Origin of the sequence: Brevibacterium linens (genome assembly GCF_003999335.1) — a bacterium.
Lineage (GTDB): Bacteria > Actinomycetota > Actinomycetes > Actinomycetales > Brevibacteriaceae > Brevibacterium > Brevibacterium linens.
In genome coordinates, this window is sequence record NZ_CP026734.1 from 2,791,501 (window position 1) to 2,816,991 (window position 25,491).

Annotated in this window: 19 protein-coding genes and 1 pseudogene; 6 read left to right on the plus strand and 14 right to left on the minus strand. The window is 65.9% G+C overall.

Annotation, left to right across the window (positions count from 1 at the left end; all coding sequences use genetic code 11):
* Positions 1 to 146: 146 nt before the first annotated feature.
* The 6 genes from CXR29_RS12660 to CXR29_RS12685 all read right to left on the minus strand — a co-directional run bounded on the left by CXR29_RS12660 (position 147) and on the right by CXR29_RS12685 (position 7,343).
* Entirely contained in the window at positions 147 to 1,436 is a 1,290-nt protein-coding gene (locus tag CXR29_RS12660) for a thymidine phosphorylase (RefSeq protein ID WP_127364693.1), read from the minus strand.
* Between the two features lie 110 nt (positions 1,437 to 1,546).
* Positions 1,547 to 2,053, minus strand: a complete 507-nt coding sequence (locus tag CXR29_RS12665) for a cytidine deaminase (protein WP_127364694.1) — start codon at positions 2,051 to 2,053, stop codon at positions 1,547 to 1,549.
* Positions 2,054 to 2,127: 74 nt separating this feature from the next.
* Positions 2,128 to 3,411, minus strand: coding sequence for an ABC transporter permease (locus tag CXR29_RS12670; RefSeq protein ID WP_127364695.1), 1,284 nt, complete (start codon positions 3,409 to 3,411; stop codon positions 2,128 to 2,130).
* A gap of 1 nt (position 3,412) precedes the next feature.
* The gene (locus CXR29_RS12675; RefSeq protein ID WP_127364696.1) at positions 3,413 to 4,645 is read right to left on the minus strand and encodes an ABC transporter permease; all 1,233 of its coding nucleotides are present in this window, start codon (positions 4,643 to 4,645) and stop codon (positions 3,413 to 3,415) included.
* Entirely contained in the window at positions 4,642 to 6,201 is a 1,560-nt protein-coding gene (locus tag CXR29_RS12680; RefSeq protein WP_127364697.1) for an ABC transporter ATP-binding protein, read from the minus strand. The genes CXR29_RS12675 and CXR29_RS12680 overlap by 4 nt, the downstream gene beginning before the upstream one ends.
* 74 nt (positions 6,202 to 6,275) lie before the next feature.
* Complete coding sequence (locus CXR29_RS12685) at positions 6,276 to 7,343, minus strand: BMP family lipoprotein (RefSeq protein ID WP_241241444.1); 1,068 nt, start codon at positions 7,341 to 7,343, stop codon at positions 6,276 to 6,278.
* A 361-nt stretch (positions 7,344 to 7,704) separates the two neighbouring features.
* Between CXR29_RS12685 and CXR29_RS12690 the strand changes: the two genes are divergently transcribed.
* From CXR29_RS12690 to CXR29_RS12705, 4 genes are all read left to right on the plus strand, one after another.
* A complete protein-coding gene (locus tag CXR29_RS12690; protein WP_127364698.1) occupies positions 7,705 to 9,561 on the plus strand; it encodes an ABC-F family ATP-binding cassette domain-containing protein in 1,857 nt (618 codons plus the stop codon).
* 64 nt (positions 9,562 to 9,625) lie between these two features.
* Complete coding sequence (locus CXR29_RS12695; RefSeq protein ID WP_101594176.1) at positions 9,626 to 9,976, plus strand: TraR/DksA family transcriptional regulator; 351 nt, start codon at positions 9,626 to 9,628, stop codon at positions 9,974 to 9,976.
* A 209-nt stretch (positions 9,977 to 10,185) separates the two neighbouring features.
* Positions 10,186 to 11,556 carry an acyltransferase family protein gene (locus CXR29_RS12700; RefSeq protein ID WP_127364699.1) on the plus strand — a complete coding sequence of 457 codons (1,371 nt, stop codon included), beginning with the start codon at positions 10,186 to 10,188 and terminating at the stop codon, positions 11,554 to 11,556.
* A gap of 223 nt (positions 11,557 to 11,779) precedes the next feature.
* Positions 11,780 to 12,829, plus strand: a complete 1,050-nt coding sequence (locus tag CXR29_RS12705) for a homocysteine S-methyltransferase family protein (protein WP_127364700.1) — start codon at positions 11,780 to 11,782, stop codon at positions 12,827 to 12,829.
* A 538-nt stretch (positions 12,830 to 13,367) separates the two neighbouring features.
* Here the strand turns inward: CXR29_RS12705 and CXR29_RS12710 are convergent.
* From CXR29_RS12710 to gndA, 5 genes are all read right to left on the minus strand, one after another.
* Positions 13,368 to 14,705 carry an MFS transporter gene (locus CXR29_RS12710; RefSeq protein WP_127364701.1) on the minus strand — a complete coding sequence of 446 codons (1,338 nt, stop codon included), beginning with the start codon at positions 14,703 to 14,705 and terminating at the stop codon, positions 13,368 to 13,370.
* Positions 14,706 to 14,882: 177 nt separating this feature from the next.
* Positions 14,883 to 16,514, minus strand: coding sequence for a class I adenylate-forming enzyme family protein (locus tag CXR29_RS12715; RefSeq protein ID WP_206516214.1), 1,632 nt, complete (start codon positions 16,512 to 16,514; stop codon positions 14,883 to 14,885).
* 191 nt (positions 16,515 to 16,705) lie between these two features.
* On the minus strand, positions 16,706 to 17,860 hold the full coding sequence (locus tag CXR29_RS12720; RefSeq protein ID WP_127364702.1) for a PucR family transcriptional regulator: 1,155 nt from the start codon (positions 17,858 to 17,860) through the stop codon (positions 16,706 to 16,708).
* A 44-nt stretch (positions 17,861 to 17,904) separates the two neighbouring features.
* Positions 17,905 to 19,047, minus strand: coding sequence for an aminotransferase class V-fold PLP-dependent enzyme (locus CXR29_RS12725; protein ID WP_127364703.1), 1,143 nt, complete (start codon positions 19,045 to 19,047; stop codon positions 17,905 to 17,907).
* Positions 19,048 to 19,199: 152 nt separating this feature from the next.
* On the minus strand, positions 19,200 to 20,642 hold the full coding sequence (gndA, locus tag CXR29_RS12730) for an NADP-dependent phosphogluconate dehydrogenase (protein WP_127364704.1): 1,443 nt from the start codon (positions 20,640 to 20,642) through the stop codon (positions 19,200 to 19,202).
* Between the two features lie 125 nt (positions 20,643 to 20,767).
* Here gndA and CXR29_RS12735 point away from each other — a divergent pair, with 125 nt between their 5' ends.
* Positions 20,768 to 21,280 carry a gluconokinase gene (locus CXR29_RS12735; protein WP_127364705.1) on the plus strand — a complete coding sequence of 171 codons (513 nt, stop codon included), beginning with the start codon at positions 20,768 to 20,770 and terminating at the stop codon, positions 21,278 to 21,280.
* Between the two features lie 50 nt (positions 21,281 to 21,330).
* A pseudogene (locus tag CXR29_RS12740) lies at positions 21,331 to 22,735 on the plus strand (GntP family permease).
* Positions 22,736 to 22,807: 72 nt separating this feature from the next.
* On the opposite strand, the gene CXR29_RS12745 reads toward CXR29_RS12740, so the two are convergent.
* Genes CXR29_RS12745 through rsmA form a run of 3 tightly spaced genes read right to left on the minus strand, consistent with a single transcriptional unit; the run spans position 22,808 to position 25,403 of the window.
* Positions 22,808 to 23,530: a FadR/GntR family transcriptional regulator gene (locus tag CXR29_RS12745; RefSeq protein WP_241241445.1), complete on the minus strand. Its 723-nt coding sequence runs from the start codon at positions 23,528 to 23,530 to the stop codon at positions 22,808 to 22,810.
* Positions 23,531 to 23,532: 2 nt separating this feature from the next.
* Positions 23,533 to 24,480 (minus strand): 4-(cytidine 5'-diphospho)-2-C-methyl-D-erythritol kinase, encoded by a 948-nt coding sequence (locus CXR29_RS12750; RefSeq protein ID WP_127364707.1) that lies wholly within the window; start codon positions 24,478 to 24,480, stop codon positions 23,533 to 23,535.
* Positions 24,477 to 25,403 carry a 16S rRNA (adenine(1518)-N(6)/adenine(1519)-N(6))-dimethyltransferase RsmA gene (gene rsmA, locus CXR29_RS12755; RefSeq protein ID WP_127364708.1) on the minus strand — a complete coding sequence of 309 codons (927 nt, stop codon included), beginning with the start codon at positions 25,401 to 25,403 and terminating at the stop codon, positions 24,477 to 24,479. The genes CXR29_RS12750 and rsmA overlap by 4 nt, the downstream gene beginning before the upstream one ends.
* Between the last annotated feature and the right edge of the window lie 88 nt (positions 25,404 to 25,491).

Below are 25,491 nucleotides of genomic sequence, written 5' to 3' on the forward strand. Positions count from 1 at the left end.
CCAGAAGTGGTCGAGCAAGGTTGCGTGGACAAGCAAGGTTGCGTGGTCGTGCATGGCTGCGCGTGCCGATGACGCGCGAAGTGTCGTCAGGTCCAGCGTAGCGAGGCCAGCGGCCGCGCGGCAGTGCTGAGAGTGTGCGATTCGGCTCAGGTGATCGTGTCGAAGATGATCGATTCCGGCACCGAGGCGGCATCCCCGCCGATCTCGACCGCGGACTCCAGCGCTTCGATGGCGCGTTCGAAGCGTTCCGGGGTCGCCGTGTGCAGTGTCATGAGCGGCTGACCTGCCGTGACGGTGTCCCCGGGTTTGGCGTGGAGTTCGATTCCCGCGACGTCCTGGACCGGATCTTCCTTCCGTGTTCGTCCGGCGCCCAGCCTCCACGAGGCGACTCCCACCGACAGCGCATCGAGCTTCGTAAGCACCCCGGAATCGGTCGCAGTGACGACTTCGGTGTGCTCGGCCACCGGCAGAGAGGCATCCGGGTCGCCGTGTTGGGCGCGGATCATCTGCTTCCACTTGTCCATGGCGCGCCCGTCGGCCAAGGCGGCGCGGACGTCGACATCGGTCTTGCCCGCCAGGCGCAGCATCTCCTCGGCCAGGGCGACGGTGAGGTCGACGACGTCGGTGGGTCCGCCGCCGGCCAGGACCTCGACGGATTCGCGGACCTCAAGAGCATTGCCGACGGTCAGCCCCAAGGGCGTGGACATATCGGTCAGCAGCGCCGAGGTCTTCACCCCGGCGGCCTTGCCGAGCTCGACCATCGTCTCGGCGAGCGTGCGGGCCTTCGTCAGGTCCTTCATGAACGCTCCGGAGCCGACCTTGACGTCGAGGACGAGCCCGGAGGTGCCCTCGGCGATCTTCTTCGACATGATCGACGAGGCGATGAGCGGAATGCAGTCGACCGTCGATGTGATGTCGCGCAGTGCGTAGAGCTTCTTATCGGCCGGCGCCAATCCGGATCCGGCGGCGCAGATGACGGCGCCGACATCCTCGAGCTGGTCGACGATCGCCTCATTGCTCAGTCCCGCCTGCCACCCGGGAATCGATTCGAGTTTGTCCAAGGTGCCGCCGGTGTGGCCGAGACCGCGGCCGGAGAGCTGCGGGACGGCCACGTCGAAGACGGCGACGAGCGGTGCCAGGGGCAGGGTGATCTTGTCGCCGACTCCCCCGGTCGAATGCTTGTCCGAGGTGGGCCGGGACAGGGACGAGAAGTCCATGCGCTCACCGGAGTCGATCATCGCCTGCGTCCAATGCGCGACCTCAACCGGTGCCATGTCGTTGATGAAGATCGCCATGGCCAGGGCCGCCATCTGCTCTTCTGCGACGGCGCCGCGGGTGTAGGCGTCGATGACCCAGTCGATCTGCTGCTTGCTCAGGGCCCGGCCATCGCGTTTGGCGGCGATGACGTCGACGGTGTCGAATGCTTCTACGCTCACGGTCTCAATCCTTCGTTGTCGTCGAAATCTTCGTTGTCGGCTCAGTCGTCGCTCTCAAGGCCCTGCCGTCTCGTTCCGGCCACGACCGCCTCGGCGCGGGGGACGATCGGTCAGTGCTTGGCCTCATGGTCGCGGCGTGCGGCGGCCAGATGGTCGGGTCCGAAGGCTTCCGGCAGGACCACGGACATCGGCTCACGTCCGCTGGGCATGTTGATGACGAGGTCGTTGCCGCCGTGTTCGAACAGCAGCTGTCGGCATCGCCCGCAGGGGACAAGGGTGTTGCCCTGCGCGTCCACGCAGTCGAAGGCGACGAGGCGGCCCCCGCCTGTCATGAACAGCTCGGACACCAATGAGCATTCCGCGCACAGGGTCACCCCGAACGAAGCGTTCTCGATATTGCAGCCGCCGACGATGCGACCGTCGTCGACGAGTCCGGCGGCTCCGACAGGGTAGTCCGAGTACGGCACATAGGCGCTCGCCATCGCCCGTGTCGCCTCGGCTCGCAGCAGCTCCCAAGTGCCTTCGCTGAGGTCTTCGGGGCTCACCGGGGTGGGTTCCTCGCTCCAGACCGGGTCGGTCGACTCGGGTGCGGATGCGCGGGGTTCGGGGGCAGTCATGGGGATATCTCTTCCTTCGGGTGGTGACTGTGGGATGATCGAGGGGAAATGCAGATCCGTCGCCGAGGCGGGGATCACTTCACGTAGGGCACACCTTCCGCGGCGGGCGGGCGGACCCTGCCGACGAAGCCGGCGACGGCGAAGACGGTGACGATGTAGGGCAGCATGAGCAGCAGCTCGTTGGCCACCGGGGTGCCGATGGACTGCAGAGTGTTGCCGAGGCTCTTGGAGAAGCCGAACAGCAGGGCCGCCAGCAGCGCACCCTTCGGGTTCCATTTGCCCAGGATCATCGCGGCCAGGGCGATATAGCCCTGCCCGGCCGACATCTCCTTGCCGAATGCCAGTCCGGAGCCGACGGTGAAGAAGGCACCGCCGAGACCGGCGATGGCACCGGCGAGCAGAGTGTTGCGCACGCGGGTGAAGTTGACCTTGATGCCGACGGTGTCCGCGGCCTTCGGGTGCTCGCCGACGGCGCGCATCCGCAGTCCCCACTTCGAGCGGAAGACGAAGATCTGCAGGGCGATGACGACGACGTACATGATGTAGACGAGGATGTTCTGGTCGAACAGCACCCGTCCGAGCACCGGAATGTCCGACAGCAGCGGGATCGGCAGATTCGGCAGCTTCTGCCGGGAGTTCCACAGTCCCGGATCCTGGGTGAGCACCGTCGAGTACAGGAAGCTCGTGATGCCGACGACGAGGACGTTGAGGACGACGCCGATGATGATCTGGTTGACCCAGTACTTCACCGCGAAGAAGGTGAGCACCACGGCGACGAGCGCCCCGGCGATGGGGGCGGCGAGCAGACCCGCGTACGGGTTCTTCACCACCGAGGCGACGACCGCGGCGAGGAAGGCGCCTGCCAGCAGCTGGCCTTCGATGGCGATGTTGATGATGCCCGACCGTTCTCCCACGAGTCCGCACATGGCGCCGAAGATCAGCGGCACGGACAGTGCCAGGGCACCGGCGAGCAGCGTGGTCAGCGGGATCACGCCACCGGATCCGCCGCCTGCCCAGGCGAGGAAGGACAGGACGAAGATGACGCCGAAGAGCATCGGGAACCAGGAGCCCGTGTCGATGCGCTTGATCGCCACATAGATCGACACGGAGGCCATGATGACGAGCAGGATGCCCAGCGTCAGCCCCGCCGCAGTCGAAGACATGGCGAAGTCGGGGATGGCGAAGAAGTCTCCGCCGGTGGCCACGCGGAAGGTCGTCTGTCCGTCACGGCCGATGAGGCCGAAGAAGATGAGCGAGACCAGCGCCAGGATCGTATAGACGATCGGGAACTTCCAGGCGATCGGCGCAAGCGCCTTGACCTGGGTCGAAGGTGTCTTATCCATGGTCTGAGCGGTCATCTCAGTCCTCCTTCCGCTTGAGCACCGGTGTGGGCAACCGGAAGATCGACCTCACCAGCGGCGGGGCCGCGATGAGCAGCACGATGACTGACTGGACGACGAGGACGATGTCGATCGGCGTACCGGTCTGGGACTGCATGAGGTAGCCGCCGGCCTTGAACGCACCGAAGAGCAGACCGGCGAGGAACGTCCCCAGCGGTTTCGACCGTCCCAGCAGGGCGACGGTGATCGCGTCGAAGCCGATCGACCCGCTGATGCCGCCGGTGAGTTTGTATTCGGTGCCGAGCACCTGGGCGGCGCCGCCGAGTCCGGCCAGGGCGCCGGCGACGATCATGACCGTCACAGTCACCTTGGACACGGAGATGCCGGCGGTCCGGGCCGCGTGCGGGTTCGCACCGACGGCCTTGAACTCGAAGCCGATCGTCGACCGCTCGAGCAGCCACCACACGAAGATCGTGGCGAGGATGGCGATGATGAAGCCGAAGTGGAGGCGGAATGGCGCAGGCAGCAGCAGGAACATCTGCGCGGAGTCATCGATGACACGTGACTGCGGGTTGGCCGAGCTCGTGTGAGTGAACCAGTTCTGCTTGAGCAGGTAGCCCAGTGCATAGCCGGCGATCGAGTTGAGCATGATCGTCACGATGACCTCGTTGGCGCCGGTGCGCGCCTTGAGCACGCCGGCGATGCCGGCCCAGATCGCACCGCCGATGATGCCGCCGACGACGGCGACGAGCATGTGGACGACGGGAGGCAGCGGCAGCGCATAGCCGAGGAATCCGGCGATGGTCGCGCCGAGGATGACCTGGCCCTGACCGCCGATGTTGAACAGACCGCAGCGGAAGGCCAGGGCGATGCCGAGACCGGTGAGGATGAGCGGGGTGCCCGAGACCATCGACTCGGTCAAGGGCCGGATGGCGCGTTCGGTGGTGCGTGCTTCCCAGTCGAAGACAGCCCCGCGGAACAGCGCCGAATAGGCGTTGCCGACGGTCTGGAAGAGCGTGGCGAAGAACTCGCCGGGCGCGGCGAAGAAGTTCTCGGCCGCCGCGACGACCTCAGCGTTCGACACGGCGATGAGGACGCCGCCGAACAGGAGGGCGAGCACGATCGCCAGCAGCGAGACGAGCCAGGATCCCGACAGGATCTGCTGCAGCAGGGTCTGTTCCCTGCCGTCTGCGGCCTCGGACTTCGGCGGCGGTGCCGGCGAAGGAGCCGTCGGCGCGATATCAGTCGTCATTTGGTCTCCTCCGCCGAGGTGGTGGCTGAGTCGTCGTCCGTTGCTTCGAGGGCTTCGTCGGCGGGAACGCCGGCCATCATCAGGCCCAGTGCCTCGCGGGAGGTCTCGGGTCCCACGATGCCGACGATGCGTCCGGCGTACATCACGGCGATGCGGTCGGCGAGGCCGTAGACCTCGTCGAGCTCGGTCGAGACGATGATGCAGGGGGTGCCGGAATCGCGTTCGGCGATGACGCGCTTGTGCACGAATTCGATCGATCCGACGTCGAGTCCGCGGGTGGGCTGGCTGGCGATGAACAGTCGCAGATCGCGGCCGAGCTCACGGGAGAGCACCACCTTCTGCTGGTTTCCGCCGGAGAGGGTCGAGATCGGATCGGAGACGCTGCCAAGGCGGATGTCGAACTCCTCGACCTTCTTCTTCGCCTCTTCGTTGATGACCTTCGACCGCATATTCAGGCCCTTGGCATAGGGCTCACGATCGTAGACGTCGAGGATCATGTTCTCGCGGATCGCAAACTCCGCGATGATGCCGTCGGTCGACCGATCTTCGGGAACGAATCCGATACCGGCACCGAGGCGGTCCTTGACCGAATCCCCGACGAGCATCTTCCCATCGAGGGTGATCGTGCCCAACCGCGGTTCGGTCAGACCGATGATCGTCTCGGCCAGTTCGGTCTGCCCGTTGCCCTGGACACCGGCGACGGCGAGGATCTCGCCGCGACGGACGTCGAAGGACACGTCGTCGACGACGACGTTCTCGGCCTTGTCGACGACCGTGAGTCCGCGGACCTGGAAGGTGGCGTCACCCGGATCGGCGGCGTCCTTCTCGGTCGTCAGCGACACGGCGCGGCCGACCATCTGGCTGGCCAGTTCGGTCTCGGTCGAGTCCGGGGAGGCCTCGCCGACGATCTTGCCGCGGCGGATGACGGTGATGGCGTCGGCGATCGCGCGGACTTCGCGGAGTTTGTGGGTGATGAACACGATCGAGGTGCCCTGCTCTTTGAGCTGGCGCATGATCGAGATGAGTTCGTCGGTCTCCTGCGGAGTCAGCACGGCCGTGGGCTCGTCGAGGATGAGGATCTCGGCGTCCCGGGACAGAGCCTTGATGATCTCCACGCGCTGCTGGGCGCCGACCGGCAGGTCCTCGATGAGGGCGTCGGGGTCGATATTGAAGTTGAAGCGCGACGAGATCTCTTTGACCTTCTTGCGCGCCTCGTTGATGTCGAGGAGTCCGAGGCTCTTCGTCGGTTCGTAGCCCAGCGCCACGGATTCGGCCACGGTGAACACGGGCACGAGCATGAAGTGCTGGTGGACCATGCCGATTCCCGCGGCCACGGCATCGCCCGGGCCGGAGAACTTCACCGGCTCGTCGTCGATGAGGATCTCTCCTCCATCGGCGTCGTAGAGTCCGTAGAGGACGTTCATCATGGTGGATTTGCCGGCGCCGTTCTCACCCAGCAGGGCGTGGATCTCGCCCGGCTGGATGGTGAGATCGATGTGGTCGTTGGCCACGAACGATCCGAACACCTTGGTCATCCCGCGAAGCTCGAGTTTCACTGCTTCCGGTTCTCCTCACAAACTTGAAAACTGCAGGGCCGAAAGAATTCGGCCCTGCAGTTTATCCGACGAGCTTACTTCGGTGTGCTCTCCGACTCGACGACGAGGCTGCCGTCGATGATCTGCTTCTTCAGCTCTTCGACGTCCTTCTTCACGTCTTCGGGAACCTTGTCCTCGAAGTCGTGGTACGGAGCGATGCCCACACCTTCGTTCTCGAGCGTGCCGACGTAGGGCTCATTGGTGAAGTTGTCCTCGGTGCCTTCCTTGATGGTGTCTTCGACGGCCTGCGAGATCTGCTTGACCACCGAGGTGAGGATGATGTCGCCGTATTCGGTCGACTCGTAGCCGTCGGAGTCGACCCACACGAGGTTGACGTCGCCGGCTTCCTTCGCCGCCGCTGCGGCACCGAGGCCGACGGGTCCGGCCACGGGCATGATGACGTCCGCGCCCTGCGAGATGAGCTGCTTGGTCAACTCCTGGCCCTGTCCCTGGTTCTCGAAGTCACCGGAGAACGATCCGTCCTGCTTCTCCTTGTTCCAGCCCAGCAGCTTGACGTCCTTGTTGTTGTCCTCGTTGAACTTGTCCACGCCGTCAGCGAAGCCGTCCATGAAGATCGTCACCGACGGAATCTGGATGCCGCCGAAGGTGCCGACCTTGCCCGACTCCGAGGTCGCGGCCGCAACATAGCCGGCCAGATACGCGGCCTCGGCGGTGTTGAAGACGACTGCCTTGGCGTTGTCGATCGTCACCGGCTTGCCGTCGGCGTCGGAGAATGTGGAGTCGATGAGCGCGAAGTTGAGGTCCGGGTTCGCTTCGGCGGCTTCCTGGATCGTGTCCTCGAGGAGGAATCCGACGCCGAAGGTGAGGTTGCAGCCCTGCTGCACCATGTTGTCGACGTTCGGCCCGAAGTCCGCGTCGCCCTGCGATTCGGCGAGCTTCTCTTCGATTCCCAGGTTCTTCTTCGCGTTCTCCATGCCCTCCCGCCCGGACTGGTTGAAGGACTGGTCGTCCCAACCGCCGGAGTCGGAGACCATGCAGGCGAGGTAATCCGAACCGGATTCGCCTCCTTCGCCTGAACCGCAGGCCGAGAGGACGAGGGCGGATGCGGCGATCATCGACACCGCTGAAGCGAGCTTCTTCACGTTTTCTCTTTTCTGATACAGACAGTGCACACGGATGAGGGCGCTGTCTGCCCCTACCGAAGATGTGAAACCACTGGACGAACTGTCATATTTTGATGAGTTTCGGTCAGTCTAATGCACCGAAGTCGTTTCGGCGGCTCCGCTAGCACCTCAATCACGGACACCGATATGAAAAAGAAATATTCCGTCACGCACGGCCGTTCGCGGTCCGCAATGCGAACGCACAGACCTCCATCTTTGAGACAGTCGACCGTGGCGCGGAGACCGCCTGCCGACACAGAGCAGACACTCCGCTGGGGCACAGAGCAGAGCCCCAGCAGTGGCCGGGACCCGGTCATCGTGAACTAGGCTAGGGAGTGCTATGGCACATCTCCTCGGGGCAGAAGCCCTCCACCTCGAATATCCCACGCGTGTCGTCTTCGACTCCGTCACCCTCGGCGTCGAGTCCGGCGACATGATCGGCATCGTCGGCCGCAACGGCGACGGCAAGTCGAGTCTGCTCGGCATGCTCGCCGGCACCATCGAACCCGATTCCGGACGCGTGACCTATCGCGGCGGTCTGCGTCTGGGCATGCTCGGCCAAAGCGATGACCTCGATGACGAAGCGACCGTGGGCTTCTCCGTCGTCGGCGATGCCGCCGATCACGAATGGGCGGCCGATCCGCGGGCCCGTGACATCATCTCCGGACTCATCGCCGATCTCGATTGGGATGCGCAGATCTCCTCGCTCTCCGGCGGTCAGCGCCGCCGGGTGGCCCTGGCGGCGCTGCTCATCGGCGATTGGGACATGATCATCCTCGACGAGCCGACGAACCATCTCGACGTCGACGGCATCGCATGGTTGGCCAAGCATGTGCGCGGCCGGTGGCCGAAGAACGCCGGAGCCCTGCTGCTGGTCACCCACGACCGGTGGTTCCTCGACGAGGTGTGCACGAAGACCTGGGAGGTCCACGACCGCATCGTCGAGCCCTTCGAAGGCGGTTATGCCGCCTACGTCCTCCAGCGCGTCGAACGCGACCGGATCGCTGCCGCCACCGAGGCGAAGCGACAGAATCTCATGCGCAAGGAACTCGCATGGCTGCGGCGCGGCGCACCCGCTCGGACGTCGAAGCCGAAGTTCCGCATCGAGGCGGCCAACCAGCTCATCGCCGACATGCCCGAGGTCCGCAATCCGATCGAGTTGAAGAAGATGGCCACGGCCCGCCTGGGCAAGGACGTCGTCGATCTGCTCGACGTGTCCAAGCACTTTGGTGAGACCACGATCCTCGACGATGTCACCTGGCGTATCGGTCCCGGCGAACGCACCGGAATCCTCGGCCCCAACGGCGCCGGGAAGTCGACCCTGCTGGGTCTGATCTCGGGAGAGATCGACCCCGATGCCGGACGGGTCAAGCGCGGCAAGACCGTGCAGATCGGCGTGCTCGATCAGCAGTTCAAGGATCTGGCCCGGATCGCCGACTCCCGTGTGCGCGAAGTCCTCGCCGAGTCGAAGACTTCGTTCACCATCGAAGGCAAGGACTTCACCCCGGCTCAGCTGCTCGAACGGCTCGGCTTCGCGAAGGAACATCTGTCCGCACGGGTCAAGGAGCTCTCCGGCGGACAGAAGCGCCGCCTCCAGCTTCTGCTGCTGCTCATGGCCGAACCCAATGTCATCATCCTCGATGAGCCGACCAACGACGTCGATTCGGACATGCTTGCGGCCATGGAGGATCTCCTCGATTCCTGGCCGGGCACCCTCATCGTCGTCTCCCACGACCGGTACCTGCTGGAGCGCGTGACCGATCAGCAGTACGCGATCCTCGATCACGGACTGCGCCATGTTCCCGGCGGCGTCGAGGAGTACCTGCGACTGCGAGCCGAAGAGGAACGCCGGGGTGCCGCCGGTTCGAACAAGGCGTCCGGCAGTTCGAACGGGGCCGCGACGGGAGCCGGCGGGGACGGTTCCGGTGGGGCCGCCTCGGCGAGCGAGGGAGTGACGTCGGCTCCGAAACTGTCCGGTGCGGAAGCCCGGGCGGCGAAGAAGGAAGTGTCCGCGATCGAACGGCGGATGGACAAGCTGAACAATCAGATCGCGCAGAAGCACGAGGAGATGGCCGCCCACGACCAGACCGACTTCGAAGGACTGGCTGAGCTCACGGCAGCGATCCGCGAGTCCCGGGACGAACTCGACGAGCTCGAGATGCGCTGGCTCGAAGCGTCCGAGGCGCTGGAAGCCTGAGGGTTCGAGGCGACGAACGACGATAACGCGGGACGACGGACCAGTCGAAGCCGAGGAGACGACGATGATCGACGAAGCGCAGATGCGGGAGCGGCTCGAGGATGAGCGGGCGGAGACGCAGGCGCTCATCGGCCGCCTGACCCAAGGTATCGACGAGGTCTCGGCCGCCCGCGACGGTGACAACAGCGACGACGAGCACGACCCGGAAGGCGCGACGCTGGCCTTCGAACGGTCGCAGGCCGCGACCCTGCTCGAACAGTCCGAGAATCGCCTCGATGAGATCGCCGAGGCGGTCGACCGCCTCGCCGCGGGCACGTTCGGGATCTGCATCGACTGCGGTGAGCCGATCGCCGAGGCGCGGCTGACGGCCCGCCCCTACGCGGCGACATGCGTGGTCTGCGCCGCCCGCGGCTGAGCGTTCACACCCCTGGTCGCGGTCACACTCCTGGTCGCGTTCACACTCCTGGTCGCGTTCACACCCCTGGTCGCGTTCACACCCCTGGTCGCGAGCGGGAGCTCTCCCCTGTCCGCGAGCGGAAGTGCGCGGGCGCACGGGGCTGTGCGGCCGCCTCGGCGATGGTGTGATCTTTCCCCAAAGCCTGCCGGGTGCGGTAGTGTATCGGCGTGTCATCACGGGACTATCGCATCGACCGCGCCAAGGGAATACTGATCTTCCTGGTGGTTTTGGGCCACCTTCTCGCTCGAACCTCTCCGTGGGAGTCGCCGATCCTGGGCGCACCGATGTACTTCATCTACATGTTCCACATGCCGGCGTTCGTCTTCCTCGCCGGAATCACGGCGAAGTCGAACAAGCTGGCCGAACGGGTGCTGACCTACTTCGTTCTCCTCGCCACGGTGCTGCCGCTCATGTGGGGGTGGATGTGGATCTTCGGGCTCAATCCCGGCTACGACTTCCTCAGACCGTTCTGGTACACGTGGTTCCTGCTGTCGATGGCGTGGTGGATGATCACGGTCCCCTTCATCGAGCGCTTCCCCCGCACGATGCTCGTCGCCTCGCTCGTCGTCGGGCTCTTCGGCGGACTCCTGCCGATCCTCGACACCGAACTCTCCGCGGCTCGGACGATGGCGTTCTGGCCGTTCTTCGTCATCGGCAAGCTCTACGGCAAGCAGATCATCGGCTGGGCGGGCAGCCTTGCCCTCTGGCAGAAGCTCGGCCTCAGCGTCGCCGCACTCGCCGCCGTCGGATACTTCTACCTCGACCAGGTCGATCACTACTGGCTCTACGGCAGCCTCAACTTCGCCCACTTCGGCGTCAGCGTTCCCGAAGGCGTGGGCCTGCGTCTCATCGTCGACCTCGGAGCGGTGCTGCTGACATTGGCGCTGCTGACGTGGCTGTCGAACACGAAGGACACGATCGCCACGATCGGCAAGCACAGCCTGGCTGTCTACATCCTTCACGGCTTCGTCGTCCGCGGTCTGCAGCCGGTCCTCGACGACAGCCGCACCGTCCTCCACGACGCCGTCGTCCTCCTCATCTGCGTGGCCCTGGCCGTGGTGTGGACGGTCGTGCTGTCCTGGGGACCCTTCGAACGCGCCCTGCGCTGGTGGTCGTCGACCGTCACGGGCCTGCTGCTCAAACCGTTCCCGTTCCTGCGACCGGAGGATTCCGACCGGCGCGGCGGACGTGGCCGCGGCAGCCGACGTGGAGATGCCTACTACTCCGGCGACGCTCATCACCCCGGCAACGCCTACAGCGAGGGCGACGGACCGGACCGGCAGGGACTCGGCCTGCAGCCGCTGCCCGGAGTCGGCTACCAGCACTCCCCCGGCTTCGAACAGCAGCCGGGCCAGCAGCAGTCCTTCGCCTCGCCGGCACCGGTCGCGGGCGAGGCGTACCCGCTGCCGGGTTCGCACGAGGTTCCGCAGAACAACGCCACGTACGAAACCACGCAGGAGGTTCCCGCCGGAGCCGCCCAGCGGGCAATGCGCTACCGTCGCCTGCCGGTCTACCTCAGCGGCGACGAGGACAGCTGACCCTCGGTCCGCAACCGGCGGTGCCTGCCCCCGACCGGGCCCCACCGGAGCCCAGCTGTGAGCGCTCTTCGGCGGGCCGCCTCGGCGAATGTCGTGTCCTTTCATGGCGATCGGCGACGATTTATGTCGATGTGACGGACGTCGCTGCGCCGATCGATGGTGTGATACCAGAGTTCGGGCCGCTCGCCCGGGCTCGACCACATCATCGAATCGGAGAGCAACCATGACCGCGACCAACGCACTGACCCAACGCCTCGATGCCGGCCCCGTGATCTGCGCGGAAGGCTTCCTGTTCGAGCTCGAGAAACGCGGATACCTGTCCGCCGGCGAGTTCGTCCCCGAGGTGGCCCTCGAATTCCCCGATGCCCTGCGGTCGCTGCACGTCGACTTCCAGCGGGCCGGCTCCGACATCGTCGAGGCCTTCACCTACAACGGACACCGCGAGAAGATGCGCGTGATCGGCAAGGAGGACCTGCTCGAGCCTCTCAACCGCGCCGCCCTGCAGATCGCCCGGTCCGTCGCCGATGCCGAGCCCGGGAACTTCATGGCCGGCAACATCTCGAACTCGAACATCTGGGACCCGGCCGATGAGTCCAAGCAGGCCGAGGTGCGGGCCATGTTCGCCGAGATGGTCGGCTGGGCGGTCGAGGAAGGTGCCGACCTCATCATCGGCGAGACCTTCTACTTCGCCGGTGAGGCCATCACCGCCGCCGAGATCGCCAAGGCCAGCGGACTGCCCGTCGTGCTCACACTGGCACCGATGGCCTTCCAGGAGATGGCCGACGGGGTCGGGATCGTCGAGACCGCGCAGCGCCTCGAGCAGCTCGGCGTCGATGTCGTCGGCCTCAACTGCTTCCGCGGGCCGACGACGATGCTGCCGTGGCTCAAGGAGATCCGAGCGGCCGTGTCCTGTCACGTCGGTGCCCTGCCGATCCCCTACCGCACCACGGAGGACGAGCCGACGTTCTTCAACCTCTCCGACCCCCGCGCCGAGGTGGCCTCCCCGCACGGGCGCACGTTCCCCACCGCTCTCGATCCCCTGCAGACCAACCGCTACGAGATCGGTGCGTTCGCGAAGGAGGCCTACGACCTGGGCGTCAACTACATCGGCGTGTGCTGCGGCGCCACCCCGATGCACATCCGCGAGGTCGCCGAGGCGGTCGGGCTGACCACAGAAGCCAGTCGGTTCTCCGAGAACATGGCCAACCACTTCATGTACGGCAGCAACGAACGGCTCGCCGACAACGTCGTCGCCCTCGGAGACACCGCCTGAGTCGAGCCGAGAAGACGGTGCGCGGCTGTTCACGCACGCCTCGGGAAAGGTCTAGGGACCGCGAGGCACGAGCTGGTCGCCGACAGTGTGCATTGTTGGGTCGATCCGCGGTGTTCTGACCTCGAAAACCACCGTGGATCGACCCAACAATTCAGGCACAAGCGCCGCGCGAGGCCGATCAGCACCTGCAGTGTCTGGTTTCGAAATGTGACCGCAGCCGACTTTCGTGTCCAGGGACGGGTGAGATTCGGCAGCAGCTCGTGATACAGGTCCACTCCGCGTCAGAGCTGAGCATCCCGCACCGGTAGTGCCGAAACATACAGTCAGCGCCATAACCCCTCGTTGCAACGGGAGGTTATGGCGCTGAATGTGTGTTGTGCGCCTACGTGGAGGACAAGGCACCGGCGGTGCGTGACGCGTCTCTGTCCTTTCAGGTGCGGTCGGTGACGGCAATGGTGCTTGAAGTTCGGTTTTGCCCAGATCGTCCGGTCAGCGGGTTCGATCAGTGTGACTGATCAAGATCGGCCTCTCCCTCGGTTCAGACGACTTCGACGTCGGAGGTCCGGTCTGCTGCGACCGCCTGCACCTGCTCAGCCTTCGTGAAGTCATCGCGGCGGAGGACGAGCAGAGCCGCGAGAGAGACCACACCTGTGCCGACGAAGAAGTACCACGGCGAGGTGATGTCGCCGGTGGCCGAGATGAACCAGGCGGCGATGAGCGGGGCGCTGCCGCCGAAGATCGCGACGGGAAGGTTGTAGGCGACAGCGATGCCGGTCGACCGGATCTTCGTGGGCAGCAGCTCAGTCATCGTCGCGTATGTCGAGGAGGCGTAGAACCCGAACGACAGTGCGCACGCCATGAGCGGGAAGAAGAAGCTCAACGGCGTCGCACCGGGCGCGGCCAGGAAGAACCACAGCATCGACACCGTCGCCGCGGCACCGGAGACGAGCAGCACGGGCTTTCGGCCCCACTTGTCCGACATGATTCCGCCGATCGGCATGACCGCCGCGGCAAGCAGGCAGGCGGAGATGATGAACCAAAAGCGCACGGTGCCGGAGAACTGCAGCAGCTCGCCGATAAACGTCGAGGCGTAGGTGAGGACGAGGTAGAAGATCGAGGCGTGGACGGTGATGATGCAGAATACGAGTATGAGCGCCCTGCCCCAGGCCATGGTCTCACGAAGCGGTGCTTTCGAGCTCTCGCCGGCCGCGACGATGGCGAGGAACTCCGGGCTGTCTTCGAGCTTGAGCCGGATATAGATGGCGATCATACCCAGCACCCCGGCGAAGAGGAACGGGATCCGCCAGCCCCAGGCCAGCATCGCCGCTTCGCCGAGGACCGCCGACATACCGTTGGCGACGAGGCTGCCGAGCAGCAGCCCGAGGACGGCCGTGGTCATCAGCCAGCTCGTCGAATGGCCGCGTTTTCCGGGGCCGGCGTATTCGGCGATGAAGCTCGTCACCGTTCCGATCTCGCCGCCGGCGGAGAATCCCTGGATGCAGCGCAGCAGCACCAGCAGAACGGGAGCGGCGAGGCCGACGGTGGCGTAGGTCGGCAGCAGACCGATGAGGCAGGTCGACCCGGCCATGCAGATGAGCACGATGAGCAGAGTCTGCTTGCGCCCGATCCGGTCGGCCATCGGCCCGAAGACCAGTCCGCCGAGCGGCCGGATGAAGAAGCTGAGAGCGAAGACGGCGAAGCTGCTCAGCAGCGAGATCGTCGGATTCTCCGAGGCGAAGAAGAGCTGCCCCATGTACACGGCGAGGAATCCATAGATCCCATAGTCGTACCATTCGATGACGTGCCCGGTGACAGCTCCGACGAAGGCCCGCCTGCGGCGGATCCCGTCAGCCTCGGTGATCGTGATGTCGGCCATTGCTGTTCCTCTCTCGCGCATCGTTGCGCTGAAATGATATGTGTCATCGTCGAACACACTCAGTGGTGGTGGTTCACCTGTAGTGGTGCTTCAAGCCTGGTGGTGATTCATGCATGGTGGTGGTTCGATTCACTTGTCGTGGTGCGTCACGAGTGGTCGGGATGCGATCCGGGCGGCTCAGGACGCGTTCTGCGTCTGCGCTCCGATCTTGAAACGACGGATCTTGCCCACGCTCGTCCTCGGCAGCTCGTCGAGGACGTGCCATTCCCGCGGTCGGGCGGCCGGAGAGAGGTTCTCCTCCGCCCATTGCGCCAGCGTGGGGAGGTCGACGCCGGCTGCCGCCTCTGCGGGGACGACGTAGGCGTGTGGAACCACATCGCGGATCGGGTCGGGCACGGCGACGACAGCGACTTCGAGCACCCCGGGGGCCTGTGCGAGAGCGGCTTCGACCTCGGTGAGGCTGACGTTCTCACCGGAGACTTTGATGACATCATCGACGCGACCGACGAAGGACAGGACTCCCTCATCGTCACGTCTGGCAAGATCGCCGGTGAGCAACCAATCGGTGCCGTCGGCCCCCGTGTGGAAGGCCCTGTCCGTGGTCGCCGGATCATCGAGGTATTCGAGGAACAGATCCTTCCCGCGGGTGCCGGCCACTGCGATCATTCCGCTCTCGCCCACGGCAACGGGCTCCCGTGTGAGCGGGTCGAGCAGCTCGACCCGCCGGCCCTCCAGCGGCTGGCCGATGACATCGCAGCGCGGCGGTTCGGACTGGTCATAGCTGACGATCGCGATCGTCTCCGTCATCCCGTACAGCTGTCGGGCCGCGACGCCGACGATCTCGGCAAAGCTGACGTGATGATCGGGAGCGAGGTTCTGCGCGTACCAGACGTGTGTGAGTTCGGCCGGCACCTGCGCGACGGGAGTGCGTGCGAGGATCATCCGGATCGGGGCGGCGAAGAGGCTTGCGTGGGTGACCTCGAGCTCCCGTGCCCATTCGACCCAGCGGCTGGCGGAGAAGCCCGCGGTCAGCGCCACCGAGGCGCCTGCGCGGATCGCCGAGGAGAAGCAGTAGTACTGTGCGTTCGCGTGGAACAGCGGTAGGGTGACGTACCACCGGTGGTGAGCCTGCAGATCGGCGGCTGCGGCCATGCGGTCGGCGACCTCGAGGTAATTCGCCTGGGTGAGCACGACTCCCTTGGGCTGCGAGGTGGTGCCCGAGGTGAACATCACCGCGAGCCTGTCCTCGGGTCCAGGTTCCACTCCGGAGGCGTCATCCATGCCCGGCGACGGGTGCTCTGCATCCCGCCCGGTCGAGGTGGTCAGAGCCTGCAGCAGCGGAGCTCCGGCGGCGACGTCGGCCGCGGTCTCGGAGACTTCGAGGATCACCAGCTGCGGGTGCTCGGCGGCTCCCCGGCGATAGACATCGCCGCGATCGGTGCTGCAGATGCCGAGCACGGGCGCGACCCTCGAGATCTGGCTGGCGATGTCGGCCTTCGCCGAGTCGGGGTCGACGGGGACGATCCATGCACCGATCCGCGCGGCGGCCAGCCATACCGCGACGAATCCCGGGCAGTTCTTCAGACACAGATGGATCGCGGTACCCGGTCGCACACCACGGTCGGTCAGCGCGACTGCCGTCCGGTCGACGATCCTGTCGAACTCGCGATAAGTCCATGAGGTGACGTGGCCGGTCCTGTCCCGAAAGAGGAGGAACTCTCGGTCGGCTGCCTGAGTCGCGGCTGTCGACCACAGCTGCGCGAAAGTCGATGCGTCCTGAGTCGATGACGGGTGGTGCGATGATGTCACTGGTGATCTCCGTTGTCGTCTTTGACGGTGGCCTGATTTGCAGAATGTGACAATCGTCGCATGCAACAGCTCCCGAATGAACGGTGAGGACTCTGAAAGATTCGACGCACTTTTGGAGTTCTCTCCAAATGCGAGAAGCTAGTCATCCAAGCGAGCCCCGCTCAGGATTCGTCGACGCGCAGCCGCCCTGCTCAAACCTCGCCGAGGTCGAACGCGGCCAGCGCCCACGCGATGTCGAGCAGCTCCTTCGTCCCCAGCTCAGTGATGCCGACGGCGTCATGAAAGCGCTGGAGACGATAGCGCACGGTGTTCTCGTGCACGTGCAGCACCTCGGCCGTCTTCTTCACGCTCATCACCGTCCTGATCCACATGCGCACGGTCTCGAGCACATCCGCGCCCGCGGCGGTGTCCGGGCGCAGCGGGAGGATGAATCGGTCGATTAGGTGACGGTTGAGGTCGGACTGCCCAGGCACCGCCACCTGCCAGGACAGGTCGGTCAGGGAGTGGACTCCCGGTTCGCCACGATGGGCGATCGTCCACACGTTCTCGCAGATCCGCGCGGATTCCGTGATCCGTGACAGCGGGACGAAAGGTCCGATGGCCACCGGCACCGAGGCGGTCACGGGGGTTCGTGCCACGATCCCGATGATGCGTGCATCCATCTGCGCGACAACAGCCGACCGCCTGCCATCCGAACCGGCTACCTTCAGGGACTCGACGCTCGGCTCGCCCCGACCGGGCCCTGGTCGGCCTCCCGACTCTTCCGGTGCGGCGCAGATGATGACGGCGTAGTCGCGATCGAAGTCGAGTCCGTAGCGGCGCGCCTTGAGCAGGGTCTCCGGCCCGGGATCCTCTGATTCGATGAGACTGCGGATAAGGGCGCTGGCAGCGAAGGATTCGCGCAACGCGGCCGCTCCTGCCTGGTAGCGGAACTCTGCGGCGGCACCGGTCGTGAACCAGTCGCCGAGCTGCCACATCAGGGTTGACCCTTCCAAGGTCAGCTGCGGTTCGAGCCCCTGGTCGGCAGCCTCGGCGATGAAAGCCTCATGGACGACGTTGAGGCTGATGCGGTACGCCCGGATGATGTCCTCGATGGGGACGTTCTGGTCGATTCGGGCACGCGTGGTCGCCCGCGATTCGGGGACTTCCTCCGCCTCGGCGATGGTGCCTGAGGTGAGGACCTCGACGGCACGGGCCGCGTTCGTGCGCACCGAAGCGAGCAGCTGATCACGCGGCACGTCGACATAGCTGGCCAACTCGGAATAGATCCGATCGGCGGCACTGTCGGCGATCGTGTCGTCGAGGTCCTTCACCTTCTGGGCGACCTGTGCAAGGCCCGCGACCATCACGTCTTACCCATGGCAGGAGGTTCAGTGTCTGCTGAAGCCACTCAGGCTTCCGCGGTCACGCCGATCGAGTCGAGAGCCGCCTCGAGGCGCGTGATCGTGCCGTCGATATCGCCGAGCTTGTCGAGACCGAACAGGCCGATGCGGAAGCTCGAGAAGTCCTCGGGCTCATCGCACTGCAGCGGCACTCCGGCTGCGATCTGCACGCCGACTTCCTTGAAGCTGGCGCCGGTGGCGAGCTTCGGGTTGTCGGTGTGGACGACGACAACGCTCGGCGAGGCGAACTCGTCCGAAGCCACCGAAGGCAGTCCGCGTTCGGCGAAGACGGTGCGCACCCGCTCACCGAGTTCGGCCTGTGCAGCGGCGAGCTTGTCGAAGCCGCGCTCCTCGCTCTCGGCCATGAGCTTGGCATTGTGCGCCAGAGCATCGGTGGGCATCGTCGCGTGGTAAGGCGCACGGCCCTCTTCGTATTCGTCGGCGATGAACAGCCACTTCTTCAGATCCATCGCGAAGCTCGTCGAGGTCGATGCCTCCACGGCGGCGCGGCCGGCCTTGCTGAGCATGACGTAGCCGGCGCACGGCGATCCGCTCCAGCCCTTCTGCGGGGCGGAGATGAGCACATCGACACCGAGATCGGTCATCGACGCCCACACCGCACCCGAGGCGATGCAGTCGAGAACGAAGATTCCGCCGACCGCGTGCACGGCTTCGGCGACCTGGCGGACGTAGTCATCGGGCAGGAGCATCCCCGAGGCGGTCTCGACGTGGGGAGCGAACACGACGGCGGGCTTCTCGCGCTCGATGGCGGCGACCACCTCGGCGATGGGGGCCGGCGACCACGGCGACTGGTGCTCGGTGCTGTCCGGGGAGGCCTTGAGCACGGTCGTCTCCGAGGCGATGGCCCCGGCGTCGAGGATCTGCGACCAGCGGAAGGAGAACAGACCGTTGCGCACGATCAGCGCCTTCTTGCCGGTGGCCAGCTGACGTGCCACGGACTCCATGGCGTAGCTGCCGCCGCCGGGGACGATGGCAGCGGAATCGGCATCGTAGGCCGAGCGCAGGATCCGGTTGATCTCCTGCATCACAGACACGAACCGCTGCGACATGTGGTTAAGCGATCGGTCGGTGAAGACCACCGAGTATTCGAGCAGTCCGTCTGGGTCAACATCTTCGTGTGGCAAAGTCATGGCTCTAACATATCGACAGTCCGCCTTCCGGGCCACCAGAGTCGATCAGTGAGACCGCGGCGACCGTCGCCGAGGCGGCAGAACGTCGGTGTCGACCTGCACCGAGGCGGCCCCGTCGTACCGGTCGACCCTCACCGAGGCGGCCCCGTCGTTCAGACCTCGACTTCGCTGCGATCGCCGGACCACAGAGTGTGGAAGGTCCCGGGACGGTCGGTGCGCGCATAGGTGTGCGAACCGAAGCGGTCACGCTGCGCCTGGATGAGAGCGGCACTGCCCGCCTCGGTGCGCAGACCGTCGAAGTAGGACAGCGTCGAGGACAGTCCCGGCACGGCGATTCCGTGACCGATGGCCCGGACGACCGTCGAGCGCAGGGATCCCTGGCAGCTCCCGGCGATCTCTCGCACGAAATCGGCGCCGAGCAGGTTCTCGGGCGGGGTCGGGGAGTCGAAGGCCGCGACGATGCGATCGAGCAGGCGGGCCCGGATGATGCAGCCGGCCCGCCAGATTCCGGCGAGTGCCCCGAGATCGATGTCCCAGTCGTTCTCGCGGGCGCCGACGGCGATCTCGTGGAAGCCCTGGACGTAGGCCATGACCTTGCCGAGCAGCAGGGCCTTGCCGATCTCGTCGATGCGGGCCGCACGATCGTCCGCAGACAGTGAAGATGGCTCGGCGCCTGGCCGGGGACCGGCCAGGTTGAGTCCCTCGGCGCGCAGATCGACGGCCGATGACAGCGAACGGGAGAAGACCGCCTCGGCGATGGTGGGCACCGGGACCCCAAGGTCCAGACCGACCTGCGCCGTCCATGCACCCGTGCCCTTGGCCTTCGCGGCGTCGGCGACGATGTCGACGAAGGGTCGACCGGTCGCCTCATCGACATGGGCGAGGACGTCGGCGGTGATCTCGATGAGGTAGGACTCGAGCTCTCCGGTGTTCCAGTCGGCGAAGACCTCAGCAATTTCGGCGGGCGTCATCCCCAGGTCGTCGCGCAGGAGCGTGAAGGCCTCGCTGATGAGCTGCATATCGGCGTATTCGATGCCATTGTGGACCATCTTGACGAAGTGCCCGGCTCCGTCGGTGCCGACGTGATCGACGCAGGCTTCGTCTCCGACCTTCGCGGCAATGGGTTCGAGCAGGGGACACAGGCGCTGCCACGCGGTCTCCGTTCCGCCGACCATGAGAGAGGGTCCGAGCAGAGCGCCGACCTCTCCCCCGGAGATGCCGACCCCGGCGAACTCGACGCCGGTGCCCTCGAGGCGGGCCCCGCGGACGATCGTGTCCCGGAAGTGGGAGTTGCCGCCGTCGACGATGATGTCACCGGGAACGAACGCCTCGGCGAGATCGCCGATCGCCGCATCCGTGGCTCCTCCGGCATTGACCATGAGGATGGCCACCCGCGGTTCGGCGAGTTTCTCGGCCAGGTCGGCCGGATCGGCGGCGACGATGAACTCGGCTTCGGGGAAGTCAGCGGCCAGCCTCTGGGCGCGCTCGACGTCGCGGTCGTAGACGGCGACTCGGTGGCCCGACTGACGGGCGAGGTTGCGGGCCAGGTTCGACCCCATCACGCCGGTTCCGATCACCGCGACATCGGCCTTCATGAGCATTCCTCTTCCCTGTGATCAGCAGTGTTGACAGTCGCTTCCCACCAGCACTACGGTGCTATAAATCTGTTTTAATAACTGATTATAGATATTTCTTCATATTTTATCGAGAGGTTTCGGTAATGGGTCACAGCCCTTTCCTTCCACCGCTCGTCATCATGGGTGTCTCGGGAACCGGCAAAACCGTCCTCGGCGCGCAAGTGGCGGATGCCCTCGACCGTCGGTTCGTCGACGCCGACGATCTGCACTCCGGTGAGAACAAAGCGAAGATGGGCTCCGGTGTGCCGCTCACGGATGAGGATCGGGCACCCTGGCTCGACAGCGTCGCTATCGAAGCAGCCCGCACCCCAGCCCCGGTCATCGCCTGCTCCGCCCTCAAACGCTCCTACCGTGACCTGCTGCGCAGGTCCGCACCTTCGCTCGTCTTCATCCACCTCGACGGCCCCCGCGAGGTCATCGCCGACCATCTGGCCCGCCGCGACCACGAGTTCATGTCCCCGGATCTGCTCGACTCGCAGCTGGCCACACTCGAACCGCTCGCTGCCGAGGAGGCACATGCCACCGTCGACGTCGACCAGTCGATTCCCGATGTCCTGAATGCGATCCTCGAGTCCGTGAACCGGATGAGCCCATGATCGCCCCGTCCACCGTCCGCCCATCCACCTGACCTCAAGGAAGAGGAACAATGACCGAACTCGAATTGGCCTGGACTCTGTCGACTCCAGCCCTCCTGGGAATCGCAGCCGCTGCCATCGCCGTGCTGCTCCTGCTCATCATCAAGGCACGAGTCCATGCCTTCATCGCTCTCGTCATCGTCTCCGTGATCACGGCCCTGGCCGCGGGAATCATGCCCGGTGACCTCATCGACGTCCTCTACGACGGCTTCGGATCCACCCTGGCCAGCGTGGCCCTGCTCGTGGGACTCGGTGCGATGCTCGGACGGATGCTCGAACTCTCCGGCGGCGCCGAGGTGCTCACCCGACGCTCTCATCCGTCTTTTCGGTGAGAAACGAGCACCCTTCGCCCTCGGTGTGACCTCTCTGCTCTTCGGCTTCCCGATCTTCTTCGATGCCGGGCTCGTCGTCATGCTGCCGATCATCTTCACGATCGCACGCCGCCTCGGCGGATCTCTGCTGCTCTACGCGATGCCTGCGGCCATGGCGTTCTCCGCCATGCACATCTTCGTGCCCCCGCACCCCGGCCCGGTCGCGGCCTCCGGACTGCTCGGCGCGAACGTCGGACTCGTCCTCATCTGCGGAATCATCATCGCCATCCCAGCCTGGTATCTCACCGGATACCTGTTCGGACTCATCATCGGAAAGCGCATCGACGTCGCCGTCCCCACGGTGCTCTCGGCCGGAAAGGACGACTCGTACGCCGATTTCGCCTCACGTCCGAAACTCGGCCACGTCATCTTCCTCCTCGTCCTGCCGCTCGTGCTCATCTTCCTCAACACCGGACTGAACTTCGCTGGTGAGGCCGGGTGGGTCGATATCGAATCGGTGTTCATCAGCTCCCTGCGGCTGCTCGGCGAGACCCCGATCGCCCTGCTCATCACCGTCGTCATCGCCATGTGGCTGCTCGGGTGGAAGCAGAAGAAGGACCAGTCGCTCATCGAGACCGTCGTCGACTCAGCCCTCGGCCCGGTGTGCTCGATCATCCTCATCACCGGAGCCGGCGGAATGTTCGGCGGAGTGCTGCGTGCCAGCGGCATCGGCGATTCCCTCGCCGATTCACTGTCCGCCCTCGGCCTGCCCGTCATCGTCGCCGGCTTCGTCATCGCCGCGATCGTGCGCATCGCACAGGGTTCGGCCACCGTGGCGCTGACGACAGCGGCGGCGCTCGTCCAGCCCATCGTCGTCGGCAACCCGGACTTCTCGAGCCTGCAGGTCGTGGCGATCGTGCTGTCGCTGGCCGCCGGTTCGGTCTTCGCCAGCCACGTCAACGACTCTGGCTTCTGGCTCGTCTCCCGCTTCTTCGGCATGGACACGAAGACGACGCTGAAGACCTGGACAGTCGCCGAGACGCTGCTGGGCACCGTCGGATTCCTGCTCAGCCTCGCCCTCTACGGAGTCGTCAGCCTGTTCTGAGGCAGTTTCTCGGCCGCCCGGGTGCCGGGCGGCAAGGCGACAGGGTTTCCTGCCACTCGAGTGCTTCGGTCCTCAGCTCCCCTGATGCCGGGGTTCGTCGGCCCAGACGGCGCCCATCTCCGCATCGGCCTTGGCGACGATCTTCGCCATCGCCTCTCGGGCGCGCTCGGCGTTCTGTCCGCCGATGGCATCGGCGACGTCGAAATGCCATTGCAGGGCATCCGGGTGCGGGAACTTCGGCATCAGTCCCGCCCCCGTGCGGCCGGCGAGGATCTCACCGATGACGGTGTCGAAGGCGGCGAAGAGCTCGTTGCCTCCGGCGCCGAGCACTGCCCGGTGGAACGCCACATCGGCTTCGAGGAACGCTTCGACATCGCCCTGCCTGCCCGATGCCCGCATGCGGGCGGCCAGGCCCATGATCTCCTCGGCGGCTTCCGCCGGAGCATGTTGGGCGGCGAGCCCCGCAGCCTCGGGCTCGATGGCCACTCGGAGCTCGGTCAGCGACCGCAGCTGCCTCGCCGGAGCTTCGGTCATCCTCCAACGGATGACGAGCGGGTCGAGCAGCATCCATTCGCTCATGGCGAGCACGACGAGACCGACGCGACGGATCGGCTGCAGCATGCCGAGGGATTCGAGGACTCGGACGACCTCGCGCACCACCGACAGCGACACGTCATAGCGGGCCCGCAGATCCTCGGCCTTGATGATCGTCCCGGCGGCGAGCCGTCCGGCGACGATGTCCTGTCCGACCTGATCACGCAGCGTTTCGTGGAGGCTCCCGCGGTTCTCCCCCACGGTCAGCCGCCGTCCACGATGTGCGCTCCGGGCGCGGGGCCGGTGGTGCGCAGCGCTTCGTTGACGCCTCGTGTGGCCTGCAGGAGCACGGCCAGTTCGAGGGCGTGGTGGGCGTCGCGGGCAAGGAAGCCGAGCGTCGGCCCCGACCCGCTGAGCAGGGGCAGGACGGCGCCGGCGTCACGGCCGGCCTCCATCACCTCGGCGATTTCGGGCATGAACGACACGGCCGCCTCGGTGAGGTCGTTCGCCGCGGATTCCGCGAGCGCGTCCGGTTCGCCGGCGGCAAGCGCCTTGAGCACCTGATCGGGCACTGCCGCGGGGGCCGGGTCGGGGTTGAGTTCGTCGAAGCGGGCGTAGACGTCCGGAGTGGGCAGGGGCGACGCCGAGGTGGCCATCACCCAGTGGAAGGTTCCGCGGGTGAGCACGGGGCTCAGCTGTTCCCCGCGGCCCTGGCCGATGGCCGTTCCTCCGCGCAGGAGGAACGCGACGTCGGCTCCGACGGCGACCGCACATTCGTGGACGATCGCCTCGTCGACGTCACCGATGAGGTGGGCGGCTCCGACGAGTGCGGCAGCCGCGTCGGCCGATCCCCCGCCCATTCCGCCGGCCACGGGCACCTGCTTGTCGATGACGATGTCGAGATCGCGCAGCACATCGACGTCACGGTCGCCTTCGAGCGCGGTGATGAGGAGGTCGACGGCGCGCCTGGCGAAGTTCGATTCGTCGCGCGGGACCGCGGCATCCGCATACCGCCCCTGAACGATGATCGATCGTGTTCCGCCCGGAATGAGGGTCAGGGTCTCGCCGAGGTTGAGCGCTTGGAACACCGTCGCGAGCTCGTGATATCCGTCGTTCGCCGCACCCACACCGAGGTGGATGTTGATCTTGCCCGGCGCCTGTACTCTCACCGGAGCCGGGATCGTCGCGCGCGGGTGCAGCAGGGTGGTCATGGTGAGGGGTCCTCGCTCGGCGCGGCCGGTGCGGTGGCGCCGCCGTCGACGGCGGCGAGGCGTTCGAAGTCGGCGACGGTGAGTGCCTCACCGCGGGTCTTCGGGTCGATTCCGGCCGCCGTCAGGAGGTCTTCGGACTGCTGCGGGCTGCCGGCCCAGCCGGATAGGGCGGCGCGCAGGGTCTTGCGACGCTGGGCGAAAGCGGCGTCGATGAGGGTGAAGAGGCGGCTGCGGACAGTCGGGTCGCGGTCGGTGCGAGTGACGTCGATGCGGACGAGTCCGGAGTCGATGTTCGGGGCCGGCCAGAACACATTCTTGCCGATCTTGCCTGCCAGTTTCACGTCCCCGTACCACTGGGCTTTGACGCTGGGAACTCCGTAGGTGCGGGAGCCGGGAGCGGCAGCGAGGCGTTCGGCGACTTCGAGCTGGACCATGACGAGGACGGTCTTCAGGCTCGGGAAGGTCTCGAGGAAGTGCAGCAGCACGGGCACGGCCACGTTGTAGGGCAGGTTCGCCACAAGGGCATCGGGCTGGTTCCCGCCGGCTTCGGGTGCGGCAACCGCGGCTTCGGTGGTGTGCTCCAGGGCCGGAAGCGTCGTGACCCGCAGCGCATCGGCATTGACCAGCTGGAACGGCGCGTCGCTGCCGGCGAACGTCGCGACCGTGCTCGGCAGCTTCTGCGCGAGCACCTCGTCGATCTCGACCGCGGTGACGGTATGACCGGCCTCGAGCAGACCGAGAGTGAGCGAACCGAGGCCCGGGCCGATCTCGACGACGTTCGAGTTCTCCTCGAGGCCTGCGGCGGTGACGATCGAGCGCACGGTATTGGGGTCGATGACGAAGTTCTGGCCCTTCTGCTTAGTCGGGCGCAGACCGATGTCAGCGGCTAATTCGCGGATATCGCGGGCGGTCAATAACGTCACAGCCAACAACTTACCGCACCGCTCGGCTCGCACAATCACCGCAGCCGCCCGGCGGTTCGGCGGGCTGCTGCGGTGAGGGCAGCGGGCG

What these genes read in the sequence shown, in the direction of transcription:
- CXR29_RS12690 (WP_127364698.1), top strand. Translation starts at nt 7,705, where the DNA reads ATGGCACATCTCCTCGGGGCAGAAGCCCTCCACCTCGAATATCCCACG.
- CXR29_RS12675 (WP_127364696.1), bottom strand. Translation starts at nt 4,645, where the DNA reads ATGACGACTGATATCGCGCCGACGGCTCCTTCGCCGGCACCGCCGCCG.
- CXR29_RS12710 (WP_127364701.1), bottom strand. Translation starts at nt 14,705, where the DNA reads ATGGCCGACATCACGATCACCGAGGCTGACGGGATCCGCCGCAGGCGG.
- CXR29_RS12735 (WP_127364705.1), top strand. Translation starts at nt 20,768, where the DNA reads ATGGGTCACAGCCCTTTCCTTCCACCGCTCGTCATCATGGGTGTCTCG.
- CXR29_RS12705 (WP_127364700.1), top strand. Translation starts at nt 11,780, where the DNA reads ATGACCGCGACCAACGCACTGACCCAACGCCTCGATGCCGGCCCCGTG.
- CXR29_RS12750 (WP_127364707.1), bottom strand. Translation starts at nt 24,480, where the DNA reads ATGACCACCCTGCTGCACCCGCGCGCGACGATCCCGGCTCCGGTGAGA.
- CXR29_RS12670 (WP_127364695.1), bottom strand. Translation starts at nt 3,411, where the DNA reads ATGACCGCTCAGACCATGGATAAGACACCTTCGACCCAGGTCAAGGCG.
- CXR29_RS12725 (WP_127364703.1), bottom strand. Translation starts at nt 19,047, where the DNA reads ATGACTTTGCCACACGAAGATGTTGACCCAGACGGACTGCTCGAATAC.
- CXR29_RS12695 (WP_101594176.1), top strand. Translation starts at nt 9,626, where the DNA reads ATGATCGACGAAGCGCAGATGCGGGAGCGGCTCGAGGATGAGCGGGCG.
- gndA (WP_127364704.1), bottom strand. Translation starts at nt 20,642, where the DNA reads ATGAAGGCCGATGTCGCGGTGATCGGAACCGGCGTGATGGGGTCGAAC.
- CXR29_RS12720 (WP_127364702.1), bottom strand. Translation starts at nt 17,860, where the DNA reads ATGGTCGCGGGCCTTGCACAGGTCGCCCAGAAGGTGAAGGACCTCGAC.
- CXR29_RS12665 (WP_127364694.1), bottom strand. Translation starts at nt 2,053, where the DNA reads ATGACTGCCCCCGAACCCCGCGCATCCGCACCCGAGTCGACCGACCCG.